General features: G+C 39.6%; 15 protein-coding genes. 3 read left to right on the plus strand and 12 right to left on the minus strand.

Annotation, left to right across the window (positions count from 1 at the left end):
* Position 1: 1 nt before the first annotated feature.
* The 3 genes from ICN41_RS06890 to ICN41_RS06900 form a co-directional block, all read right to left on the minus strand.
* Entirely contained in the window at positions 2 to 502 is a 501-nt protein-coding gene (locus tag ICN41_RS06890) for a DUF2165 family protein (RefSeq protein ID WP_216292195.1), read from the minus strand.
* A 36-nt stretch (positions 503 to 538) separates the two neighbouring features.
* On the minus strand, positions 539 to 1,015 hold the full coding sequence (locus ICN41_RS06895) for an SRPBCC domain-containing protein (protein ID WP_216292196.1): 477 nt from the start codon (positions 1,013 to 1,015) through the stop codon (positions 539 to 541).
* A 367-nt stretch (positions 1,016 to 1,382) separates the two neighbouring features.
* Positions 1,383 to 1,862 (minus strand): arsenate reductase ArsC, encoded by a 480-nt coding sequence (locus tag ICN41_RS06900; protein ID WP_216292197.1) that lies wholly within the window; start codon positions 1,860 to 1,862, stop codon positions 1,383 to 1,385.
* Between the two features lie 105 nt (positions 1,863 to 1,967).
* Between ICN41_RS06900 and arsH the strand changes: the two genes are divergently transcribed.
* Together arsH and ICN41_RS06910 are read left to right on the plus strand one after the other, a co-directional pair.
* Positions 1,968 to 2,678: an arsenical resistance protein ArsH gene (arsH, locus tag ICN41_RS06905; RefSeq protein WP_216292198.1), complete on the plus strand. Its 711-nt coding sequence runs from the start codon at positions 1,968 to 1,970 to the stop codon at positions 2,676 to 2,678.
* A 105-nt stretch (positions 2,679 to 2,783) separates the two neighbouring features.
* Positions 2,784 to 3,245: a GNAT family N-acetyltransferase gene (locus ICN41_RS06910; RefSeq protein WP_216292199.1), complete on the plus strand. Its 462-nt coding sequence runs from the start codon at positions 2,784 to 2,786 to the stop codon at positions 3,243 to 3,245.
* Positions 3,246 to 3,493: 248 nt separating this feature from the next.
* On the opposite strand, the gene ICN41_RS06915 is transcribed toward ICN41_RS06910, so the two are convergent.
* Complete coding sequence (locus ICN41_RS06915; protein WP_216292200.1) at positions 3,494 to 4,246, minus strand: DUF4239 domain-containing protein; 753 nt, start codon at positions 4,244 to 4,246, stop codon at positions 3,494 to 3,496.
* Between the two features lie 427 nt (positions 4,247 to 4,673).
* On the opposite strand from ICN41_RS06915, the gene ICN41_RS06920 reads away from it, so the two are divergent.
* Positions 4,674 to 5,051, plus strand: coding sequence for a hypothetical protein (locus ICN41_RS06920; protein WP_216292201.1), 378 nt, complete (start codon positions 4,674 to 4,676; stop codon positions 5,049 to 5,051).
* 86 nt (positions 5,052 to 5,137) lie between these two features.
* Here the strand turns inward: ICN41_RS06920 and ICN41_RS06925 are convergent, their stop codons facing one another.
* The 8 genes from ICN41_RS06925 to ICN41_RS06960 all read right to left on the minus strand — a co-directional run bounded on the left by ICN41_RS06925 (position 5,138) and on the right by ICN41_RS06960 (position 10,143).
* Positions 5,138 to 5,527, minus strand: a complete 390-nt coding sequence (locus ICN41_RS06925; protein ID WP_216292202.1) for a hypothetical protein — start codon at positions 5,525 to 5,527, stop codon at positions 5,138 to 5,140.
* A 203-nt stretch (positions 5,528 to 5,730) separates the two neighbouring features.
* Positions 5,731 to 6,054 carry an ATP synthase subunit I gene (locus ICN41_RS06930; protein ID WP_216292203.1) on the minus strand — a complete coding sequence of 108 codons (324 nt, stop codon included), beginning with the start codon at positions 6,052 to 6,054 and terminating at the stop codon, positions 5,731 to 5,733.
* 301 nt (positions 6,055 to 6,355) lie between these two features.
* Complete coding sequence (locus ICN41_RS06935; RefSeq protein WP_216292204.1) at positions 6,356 to 6,949, minus strand: DUF4337 family protein; 594 nt, start codon at positions 6,947 to 6,949, stop codon at positions 6,356 to 6,358.
* 439 nt (positions 6,950 to 7,388) lie between these two features.
* Positions 7,389 to 7,655: a Txe/YoeB family addiction module toxin gene (locus ICN41_RS06940; RefSeq protein ID WP_370629107.1), complete on the minus strand. Its 267-nt coding sequence runs from the start codon at positions 7,653 to 7,655 to the stop codon at positions 7,389 to 7,391.
* Positions 7,649 to 7,891, minus strand: a complete 243-nt coding sequence (locus ICN41_RS06945; RefSeq protein ID WP_072584031.1) for a type II toxin-antitoxin system Phd/YefM family antitoxin — start codon at positions 7,889 to 7,891, stop codon at positions 7,649 to 7,651. Before ICN41_RS06945 ends, ICN41_RS06940 begins: the two co-directional genes overlap by 7 nt.
* A gap of 165 nt (positions 7,892 to 8,056) precedes the next feature.
* The gene (locus ICN41_RS06950) at positions 8,057 to 8,899 is read right to left on the minus strand and encodes an alpha/beta hydrolase (protein WP_216292206.1); all 843 of its coding nucleotides are present in this window, start codon (positions 8,897 to 8,899) and stop codon (positions 8,057 to 8,059) included.
* Positions 8,900 to 9,047: 148 nt separating this feature from the next.
* A complete protein-coding gene (locus ICN41_RS06955) occupies positions 9,048 to 9,635 on the minus strand; it encodes a hypothetical protein (RefSeq protein ID WP_216292207.1) in 588 nt (195 codons plus the stop codon).
* Between the two features lie 112 nt (positions 9,636 to 9,747).
* Positions 9,748 to 10,143 carry a hypothetical protein gene (locus ICN41_RS06960; RefSeq protein WP_216292208.1) on the minus strand — a complete coding sequence of 132 codons (396 nt, stop codon included), beginning with the start codon at positions 10,141 to 10,143 and terminating at the stop codon, positions 9,748 to 9,750.
* Positions 10,144 to 10,384 lie beyond the last annotated feature (241 nt).

A 10,384-nucleotide genomic window follows, 5' to 3' on the forward strand; every position in this document is an offset into this window, starting at 1 on the left:
TCTACTGCTTATTGTTTTCAGATTCAGGCATGGCGGTAAATAGCAATGTAAACATAATGAGAACAACAAAACGAAAGGCTGCCTCTATGCCATTCCATTTCTCAGATTGCCACATACAAAACCATTCGCCGCCAATAACAATAAAACCAAAAAACCACAATAAAAAACCAGCCATACAGCCCAGGTATACCCAGTTCTTGGCTTTATTGAATGCTAAGGGGGAATGAATATTTTTGAGCAGTCCAATTGCGCCTACGAGCAATAGAGCACCTGTTAAAAATTCTGCAAATATGATTAGTCCATAAGCCACACTCCAGATGAAGGGGTTAAGAATGGCTCGATACTTCAACGCATTGCCTGGAAACACAGTATCCATAGAAAGCGTGTGCTGAACAAAAGCGTAATTAGAGTCGTAGTCCGCCAGATTATTGAAGCAAACTAAAAGAGCGAAAAAGGCAAGTGGCAAACAAACAATGGATTTACATACCCGCAGAATGGTCATCTCAGTAAATCCTATAAAAGAGCGTAAAGGCCAATTCTACAGTTCAAGCAATTGATCAAGTGCTGCACCCCAACCATGCTGGAAGCCCATATCTTCGTGTGCCTGCTTATTAGCTTCACTCTGATGCATCACATTAGCGGTATAGGAGGTTCTGCCATCGCTAAGTGGCGAAAGCCTTAGATCAACCACAAAGAAGAATCCGAGATTCTCATCCTTAGCTTGCGGCTTTGGTCGAAAACCAGGACCAAACTCGTTGGTCCAAACTAGTCGTCGCTGAGGTTCGATGGCCAAAAAACACCATGTGTTGTCGGGCATTCTTTCTCCCTCCGGCGATTGCATTACCGTCCTAAAGATGCCGCCAGGCTGAAGATCAATTGCGCACTCAACAACTTTCCATGGTCTTGGACAAAACCACTTCATTAAGATCGATGGATTGGTTAAGCCCTCCCAGATCTGAGTAGGAGAAAGGCTGACATCACGATGAAATTGAAGATCAAGAAGTGGATTGGCCATCATGGCGCACTTTCCAATGAATGTGGATTTACTTTAGATTTTAAGACTCCCACTGAGCAGAAAGCAAAATCCCGCGTTATTGCTAATGAGAGCTGTGCTTACTTAGTAGTCTGGGACGGAATCGAACTGGGCTTTAAGATTCTCATCCTACCCCTAGACTACTTCCAGCTAAGATTCAATTTCATATGCGAAGCGGCGCAATCTCTCAAATAAAGATTGATAAGACTTTGATAAGGAATACCCACCTCTTCTGATACAGATTTCGCCTCTTCAAAAGAAATACCCCGCATAAACAGGGCATTATTTATATCTTAGTGGCCCCGAGGTGGGAATCGTCCTGGGCCGAGACTCTCTGACTCTAGTTAAGTTAAGCCTTAGTATGAATCTCTTTTAAACTCATTGAGTCCAGCTTATCTAGCGGCATAGATGCCAAGAGCTCAATACGCTTTTTCAAACCAATCATGACATCTTTAAACGCCTTACGCTTTTCTTCATCACTGCCCTGAACTTGTGATGGATCAGGAAAGCCCCAGTGAGCTGTAGCTGGATTACCGGGCCATACTGGACATACTTCACCGGCGGCATTGTCACAAACAGTAACAATGAAATCCATCTTGGGAGCATCAGGCAGACCATATTCATCCCATGACTTAGATCGCAGCTTATTCTCGTCGTAGCCCATTTCTAAGGCTAACTCTCTAGCGAAAGGATTGACAGCTGTACCAGGGGTTGATCCTGCGGAATATCCAACAAATAATCCGCTTTGATGCGTGGATGCCAAAGCCTCTCCCAATACTGAGCGAGCAGAGTTGTGGGTACATAGAAAAAGAATGTTGTATTGCTTCATTTGGCTCAGATCCTACTTTTTGTTGATTGATTTCTGATTGTACGGAATCTATTTTGCTAATCTATGACAGTTTTATTACAGCCATTTACTCATTACACTCTACCTATGACCGACCTTCCTAATATCGATAAAGCGCTCTTTCAAAACCCTGATCTTGAAAAGCTACAAGTTGGCGCTCCGTTAAATCATCCCCCTAAGATATTGCTGTTGTATGGCTCATTGAGAGAAAGGTCCTTTAGTCGCCTTCTAGCAGAAGAAGCGGAACGCATATTAAAGGCGATGGGATGTGAAACTAAGTTTTTTAATCCTCATGGTTTGCCACAAGTAGATGATGCTCCCGAAACACATCCGAAAGTAGTTGAGTTAAGAGAACTTGTAGAGTGGTCAGAAGGCATGGTTTGGAGCAGTCCAGAGCGCCATGGAGCAATGACTGGGCTAATGAAATCTCAAATTGATTGGATACCGCTTAGCGTTGGCGCTGTAAGACCCTCTCAAGGTAAGACTTTGGCTTTATTACAAGTGAGCGGTGGCTCTCAATCATTTAATGCCGTAAATCAAATGAGAATCCTAGGTAGATGGATGAGAATGATCACCATTCCAAATCAATCGTCAGTGCCTAAAGCATTTTTAGAGTTTGATGACAATAATCGTATGAAACCTTCGGCCAATTACGATCGAGTGGTTGATGTGATGGAAGAGCTGGTTAAGTTCACTTTATTAACTAGAACAGTTTCAACTTATCTAACAGACCGCTACAGCGAGCGAAAAGAGAGTGCTGAGGAATTATCGAAGCGTGTTAATCAAAGGGCTATTTGATCGAGTTGTCGTTTTAAAAGACATCATCTGACAGAGAGATGAATAACTGGGGTTTCCTTTCTCGGGGAACTATTTAAGATGTAGTTTTGTACTTGAGATGATTCAATGAACTTTGATATTCGCCGCGATAATCTGAGCGGAGCTGATGTTCAAGCGCTCGTTCAAGAGCATATTACTGAGATGTTGAGTAATACACCGATTGAAAGTGTTCACACTTTACCCCTCGATAGTTTGCGAAAACCAGAGATTATGTTCTGGTCTGTCTGGCACCAAGGAGAGCTAAGTGGCTGCGGCGCATTGATGGAACTTGACGGCACTCATGGTGAGATAAAGACGATGCGAACAAAAGCGAAGTTTCTGAGAATGGGTGTTGGACAAGCGATGTTGAACAGAATAATTTCTGAAGCAAACTTGCGTGGCTACACCAGACTTAGTCTTGAAACTGGATCTACAGAAGCATTTAAGCCAGCGCTTACCTTATATGAACAAAATGGCTTTGAAGTGTGCGGTCCATTCGGCGACTACAAACACGATCCGCATAGCGTTTTTATGACGAAGATCCTGTGAAGGTAATCAGCTAAGCCCCTAATCACGATCCCTATAAACAATTGCCCAAATGAAAAAACCACCCGAAGGTGGTTTTGGTCATTCTTGGTGGCCCGGGGCGGAATTGACCAGAGCTGATGCTTACTAGCCCCATCTCTCATCTTTTGTTTAAAAGAACGCTGGTTACCATTAGATACGTAAGACTGATAGTGGCCAATTTGAGACTGCAAAGGTAATTTTAATCTTGTAGTTTTGGTTTACTAGGAAAGCTATTTTTTCCAGCCGTCTAATATCTTAATAAATGCCGTAGGTTGAATTGAACTGAAGCCGCGAAAAGGGGTATGGTATTCGTAAATTACATAAAACAGTAAGGACATTGAACTAGAAAGAAAAAATATCATTGTTATATGGTGCTTTTTGTTTGGCATTGAATATAAACTGTATTGAATCATTAATAGAAGTGCACAAATTGCCAAACAGATATTTATTGGCGAGGCGATATCATATTTGGATGCCCAAATACGATGCAAGCGGAGTTGCCTGTAGTCTGATATTAGTCTCAGCGCTTCTTGATGCACCACTAACTCGCCATTATTTTTTGGATTGAACCGAAGTAGAGTGTCAATGAATTCCTTAAGGACAAGATCAGTAGATAAGTCAAACTTTTCCACCCTCATTAAGGGCCACTCTTTTTCAATCACCTCTTCAGCATACTTCATTAACAATGCCTCTTCATGATGTCTAATATCAGGCGGATAGGCAGCTAATATCCTATAAATACTATTTAGACTGTAGGCCTCTTTCTCAATCAATGCACTGGTCTCTTTATAGCCCTGCCAAGAAGAAATTGCTGCATACCCTATAAAAAGACCAAACACTATTCCCATCGCACTTGAGAAGGATGTAGCAAAAGGTATGTTGTCCTTATAAAGAGCATTCTTAAAGTATTTTTGAATACTAAAAAACAAAATAAAACTAGTGACGATAAAAATTACTGGTATCAAAAGAGAATTAGTGATCATATCGAGCTATAAATTAGATTAAAGTAGTTTTTACAAAAAACTACTAAGTAATAAGTAGTAAATATATTTAAATATTTACTACTATGTTTTTTAAAAATATCCTAACATACTCTTTTAATAACTCTCAGCATTGCTTTATAGGATTACGCTATCTTCTTAGGCTGAAGCAAATGGTCTGACTTTGGCTAACACTAGAGATTTATTAGCCAACTCACTTGCTTCGAAAAGCTTGTGGCTCGGGGATGGATCAAATGGAAGAATTTAATTCTGTCATGAACTGTTGCATAATGCGATGAGAAATGGCATTTCTAGATTCGCATTCAAAATACTTGAGGGGCTTCCTGAAGCGGTGAAAATAAGTTTTCAGAGGATCTAAAAGATAGTCTTTCACCTAATACATTAATTTTCCAAGCTAAATAATACGGCCATGAAAAACTTAAAAATATTTATTCCAATTATTATTGCCATCGCCACCCTCCTGATTGACTACACCGAGCGAATGGCGGCAGGGGCCGGACTTAAAGCCTTTGATACGCTAATAATTTACATAACCTACATCATTTTGGCTTGCTTAGTTTCTTACCTATTATCTAACCAGATATTTTTTAAGTTTATTGCGTTAAGTGGTTTTATTATTAAGCTCTTATTGAGTGGTATTTTAATCAGTAATGAGATTAACAACCCATACATCAAGCTTGATATGTCGATTCCAGCCATGGGCCTATTTTTGGAAGCGCTGAGAATTATTGCCATATATTGTCTGATCAGCCATAAACATATACCCCGTCCTCCGAGCACCACTTAAGAACTAAATAAAAAAGGCTCGGATAGTTTTAGCGCCTCCTAGTAGCTCGGGGAGGAATCAAACGGCCGACAAAAAATTTTCATGTTTTATTGGGCCGAATTAGTTGCGCCCTCAGATCGCAACTCATGCTTATTGCTGACAATACAATAGATAGCAACTATTCTCAAAAATTGTAAAAAGATGGTCAAATAAATAATATCTAAATCATAATTTAATCTTTTTGCAGTAAAAACACTAAATATTGAGTAGCACCCAAAAATCAGTGAAGCCACAAATCCACCTAATGCGATGCCTTTAAAAAATTTCTTCTCAAAAAATAGATTTAACAATAAGCAAAGCAGAATGACATAATTTATTTTAATAAATAGCATAATAATGAGGTTGCTCCCCTCGCTCCCCATTCCTAACTCAAGGTAATCTACTATCAACATGATGAAGCAAATGATAATTGGAGCAATTACTTTAAGTCCTTTCATAGCACCCCTCCTTTAGCCTTGATGAGATCAATATCACAATATTAATATAAATTTATACATTCTCATTAACAAGGCCATCAAATGTGTAATGCCCAACTGATATGCTCTTTTAAGGGGCGGCAGTATCAATAGTGTTATTAGGCTAGGACCGAATCAGCTGTGGACCAATGGATTTTTATTCGGTTCTTACTTTTTAAACATGGCTATACATCTGCTGCGGATGTATTGATATGTTTATGACTTATTAAGAAATAAATAGCAACTAATCTCAAAATTTCCATACAGACCACTGAATACAAAATATCAATGTCAACTTGTGTATGTTTTAAATCAAAGTAAGAAAATAAGGAAAATAAAGCAAAGCTAAATTCGATAATGAGACCCCCTAGGGCAATGCCCTTGAAAATCCTCTTAGACGTAAAAACATACAAAATTAAGCATGCAATAACTACTAAAGTTACTACATAAAACATTTCAATCCAAAGACGCACCATTGCACCGCCTAATGACTCCTGATACATTCCCACTAATGGAAAAATTAGCGTAATGATGAGTGACCCATAGATTTTATAATCTTTGATGATGATCTCCTTAAGTAAATAAGATGACTAATTTATTAATTACTATTCAAGAATTTTAACTCTGACAGCAAGCTATCCCTTAAGTTAACATACAAAAGGGTGTTAAATTTGAAATATACATTCAATCCTACAATAATAAAAAGAATAAGCGCAGATCTGGCTACATAGTTAACAATGCTTTAGAGGCTGATGTAATTTTTTCAATCGCATCAGTCTTTAATTAAAACGCTAGCCGTAACTATATTTACTAGAAAAATAGTAAGTAGCCATTTAATGTTAGTACTAGCCCGATAAAACCAAGGCTAATACCTCCCCAAAACAGGAGGGCGACAGAGGAAATAATAGATGCAGAAACCAACACAATTGCAATTTGTAAAGCTACTTCGGCGTATTCAAAACGTTCATTTCTCTCTTTGGTAATTTGAATCAGGTCTTTAAGTTCATTTAATTTTGTTTGTAAGTGCTGCTTATCATCATCGCGACTTTCATCACTTTCAAGACTCTTAATTTGTTTTTCATAGTCGAGAATAATCTGATGTCTACCCTTTAATGATTCTTGGCTAATTGCAGTATTTTTACTGGATTCAGCGCTACTCAGCTCACCACTCAGAAAATCAATAGCAGTACTCAAAACTAATTGGCGTAAAGCCCTAAACTCATAAATTGCATTTGTATTAGAGAGTTGAATATTACTCACTGCTAATAATTTTGTTGTCTTTGTTGAGCCCAGGCTTGCAATTGCTAAAACCATTGCTAAAAAAGAAATAACTATTGCTTTTTTTAGATGCGGTTGAGCTTCGCCATCTTTTTCAACTATGTCTGCAGCTTTTTCTGGATTCATAAGACCTCAAAATATGTTGGCGCCCAATATTAAATTTACGAAAATAGTGGTTCTCGTGCTGATCCTAATTTTAAGCAGCCGATCTAATCTTCGGAGTATTCACCTAAATGGAATTGATGAGACTATATCTATTTTTATTGGTTTATGTCTATCGACAAAATGCTCATGAACCTCGTTTAAAAAGGTACTGACTGTTATTGGGATAAGAAATCCGCCAGACCATAGATTAAGTGGCATGTAACCCCATCTCTATAAACAGAGTAGTGGATCCTATTTAACGGATTGGATCCTTAGGAAGCGACTAAATAGGCTAGGATCTAAGACTATTAAGCATTTCTAATAAATAACCCAGCAAGTGGGCTATTGAGAGTCTTGGTGGCCCGGGGCGGAATCGACCAGGACCGAGGATGCCTGACTCTGCTTTAGGCTAATGCCCACTTCATTCGAAGTGAGTCCACATTCTTAAGATTCGAACCGTCTTCTCCTTGCGCAAAATTTCATAAACTAAGCGATGTTGAATATTAATTCTGCGTGAGTAAGCCCCTTTTAAATCACCAACCAACTTCTCATAAGGTGGCGGCTTTTGGAGAGGGTCTACTTCTAAAATATCCAGTAAAGCCTGGGCTTTATCTTTAAGGCCTGCGGCAGATAGTTTTTTAGCATCCTTAATGGCATATTTGGAATAAGCTAAATTCCAAGTCACCACTTCAATGCCCTTTTACTTTTCGTAATAGGCTCAGCCATTGACTCTTTAATTGACTCACGCATTCCTGGAATGGCCAATAGATAAAGCGTCTCCTGAATAGCGCTCCAATCTTCTTCAGAAACTAAAACGGCATTTGCTCGCTTACCAGAAATGACTACTGGCTTGTGTGACTCTGCCGCTTGATCAATTAAACGGTAGAGACCTGCTCGAGCTTCACTTGCGGTTAATGTGGTCATGATTTCACTCCTTTTCAATATAGTACGCAAAAGCGTACGCTTTGTCAAGTGGCCATCTCATCCACCCGACCAAAAGAAAATGCCCTGCACGAAGCAGGGCATTATTTGAGTTTGGTGGCCCGGGAGGAATCGAGCAGAGCCTAGAATGATCGATCCTAACGTGAGCTATTCGCCAACACTAGATTGAACTTGGCCGGTTTTAATCCACTGAATAACTGCTTTTGAGGTGGGCTCTTCTCTACCACCCATTGAATGTAAGTGAGTTCCGCCGCAAACATCTCCCACGCCTTCACCACCCCTTACGGTTACTAAATTATTTTTTGAATAGGCTGTCACTGTTGAGTAGGGAGTATGAATGCACTGGTCATCTCCATGATGAACATTTAATACAGGGGCTTTTAATGCGCCCATATTAAATGACTCTACAGAATATCCATATGCCCTATTACGAGGGCTTGCATGTGTCATTGCTGCAGAATGAATACTTCCCTGAATTTCATTTCCTAGGTTTTTAGCAAGCCATTTTGATGATATGGTTCCATAGCTGTGGCCCATGACAAAAAACTTAGTAATTCCATATTTGTCCTTTAACACTGTCATTATTTTTCTAACATCCTCGGCATGCTTTACAGAAGAACGATAGTCATCGTTACATGCCAAGGGCGTATTTCCTGGGGCAATTTTATTTTCATCGCTTGGGCAATCCATCACAACAAGGGCAATGCCTGCTTGGGCAAAAAGTTCCGTATTGTTTTGTAAATAATTTAAATTTCTCTTCCAATCATTTTCTGTCTTAATGTTAGCGATGCCAGACCAACCACGATAAAAGAGCAGGGCTGTATCTGATGGAATTGAAGGCTTCAGCAGAATTGCTTTTTGAAAAACTGGGGATTTTGAAAAAACCCCCGACTCTCTACCAACATCTACCTCCAAAAGAATTGGGGTCATTGTTTGAGCTGTCACAGCGTTAAAACAAACTAAGGCGCAGATACTAAATAGCCATTTCATTTTTGTCCTTAGCCTCGTATAAGAGTAGATTTGATTAAATGTGAAACTCTACTCTATTGGCGAAGCACAAATAAAAACCACCCGAAGGTGGTTTTGGTGTTTCTTGGTGGCCCGAGGCGGAATTGACCAGAGCCGAGGATTGGTAATCCTAATTTATATTTTTATCTTGAATAACCTGCTTAAGTAGCGGAAACATATTTTTTGCCCATAACTGGCACCCCGCTACAGTCATATGACCTGCCTGTCCGGGCTGATCATATTGTCTATGCCCTACATCAATAGGCACATCTTTTATCCAGTGCCCATAATAATAGGCCCCGTACTTTTTGGCCATCTCGCTTGCCTCTTCGCTTGATTGAATGGCCTGATGAGAAACATAGATGGTTGTGATCTTTTGTTCTTGTAGGTAAGCCAAAATATCTCCGGAAGCGCCTATATTAAATCGCTTATTTTTTTCGTTAGGTCCAGGCTCGAATATCACTATCTTAATGTTTGGGTTAGCTTTAATGCTTTGCTCTAATCGAGCCTGCATAAAAGTAGGTTTATCGCCATCTATGCCAGCATTAATTACAGTCGCATTTATCTTATCCTGCGCCAAGAGATCATTTAGGGTTGATGTGTAAGCCTGATCTGCATTCTTACAATTTGTATTACTTGTGCCTAAAGCAAAGATCTCAAAAGCAAATGATTTAGTTAAAATGAAGCTTAGAAATAGAAAAATGATAAGTTTTTTCATAATCAAATACTAACAAACCCAAATGAAAAAACCACCCGAAGGTGGTTTTGCTGTTTCTTGGTGGCCCGGTGCAGAATCGAACCAGGGCCTAAGATGTTAAATACTAACTTAATTACATCTTGATAATCTGCCACGCACCTTCTGAGCGGCCATCACCAATCTTGTCACCTGGTTTTGTGTCCTTGGCATAAAAATACAAAGGCATACCATTAAAGGCTAATTGCTTTTTGCCATCATCGCGAGTGATGATTGAATAACCAGCAGAGGCGGCCGGACTTCCATCAACCAATAGGGGCGGCCAATTCGTTGCGCACATGCCATTACATACTGACTTGCCTGAACCGGCTACATCCTTGGTATAGATATACAAGGTCATATTGTTATTGCCTGCTAAAACGCCATCGTTAGCCTTAGTAAATGGTGCCAATGCCACTCCAGTCATTGAAGCGCAAGCGGCTAATGTAGCTGTAGCGATCAAAGCAATTAATACGCTCTTAATACGATTCATTTAGATCTCCTTTTAAGGTTATGTAAATACTCTACTGGTAATTTATGTTTAATGTGTGACGCGAGTAAAACTAAGGGGCTGGGCATGAAAAAACCACCCGAGGGTGGTTTTGGTTGTACGACTCGACACATAGTTAACACTTTATACCGGACACATACTTTACAGTTTTTGGCATAGGAGGGACCACTCTATGCCGTGGAATGAAAGTACGAAGATGGATGAAAAGCTACGTTTTGTGTCT

Origin of the sequence: Polynucleobacter sp. 15G-AUS-farblos, from assembly GCF_018882445.1 — a bacterium.
Taxonomy (GTDB): Bacteria; Pseudomonadota; Gammaproteobacteria; order Burkholderiales; family Burkholderiaceae; genus Polynucleobacter.

Excerpts from the sequence above, each read along its gene's own strand:
- ICN41_RS06890 (WP_216292195.1), bottom strand. The coding sequence starts at position 502 with ATGACCATTCTGCGGGTATGTAAATCCATTGTTTGTTTGCCACTTGCC.
- ICN41_RS06895 (WP_216292196.1), bottom strand. The coding sequence starts at position 1,015 with ATGGCCAATCCACTTCTTGATCTTCAATTTCATCGTGATGTCAGCCTT.
- ICN41_RS06900 (WP_216292197.1), bottom strand. The coding sequence starts at position 1,862 with ATGAAGCAATACAACATTCTTTTTCTATGTACCCACAACTCTGCTCGC.
- arsH (WP_216292198.1), top strand. The coding sequence starts at position 1,968 with ATGACCGACCTTCCTAATATCGATAAAGCGCTCTTTCAAAACCCTGAT.
- ICN41_RS06910 (WP_216292199.1), top strand. The coding sequence starts at position 2,784 with ATGAACTTTGATATTCGCCGCGATAATCTGAGCGGAGCTGATGTTCAA.
- ICN41_RS06915 (WP_216292200.1), bottom strand. The coding sequence starts at position 4,246 with ATGATCACTAATTCTCTTTTGATACCAGTAATTTTTATCGTCACTAGT.
- ICN41_RS06920 (WP_216292201.1), top strand. The coding sequence starts at position 4,674 with ATGAAAAACTTAAAAATATTTATTCCAATTATTATTGCCATCGCCACC.
- ICN41_RS06925 (WP_216292202.1), bottom strand. The coding sequence starts at position 5,527 with ATGAAAGGACTTAAAGTAATTGCTCCAATTATCATTTGCTTCATCATG.
- ICN41_RS06935 (WP_216292204.1), bottom strand. The coding sequence starts at position 6,949 with ATGAATCCAGAAAAAGCTGCAGACATAGTTGAAAAAGATGGCGAAGCT.
- ICN41_RS06945 (WP_072584031.1), bottom strand. The coding sequence starts at position 7,891 with ATGACCACATTAACCGCAAGTGAAGCTCGAGCAGGTCTCTACCGTTTA.
- ICN41_RS06950 (WP_216292206.1), bottom strand. The coding sequence starts at position 8,899 with ATGAAATGGCTATTTAGTATCTGCGCCTTAGTTTGTTTTAACGCTGTG.
- ICN41_RS06955 (WP_216292207.1), bottom strand. The coding sequence starts at position 9,635 with ATGAAAAAACTTATCATTTTTCTATTTCTAAGCTTCATTTTAACTAAA.
- ICN41_RS06960 (WP_216292208.1), bottom strand. The coding sequence starts at position 10,143 with ATGAATCGTATTAAGAGCGTATTAATTGCTTTGATCGCTACAGCTACA.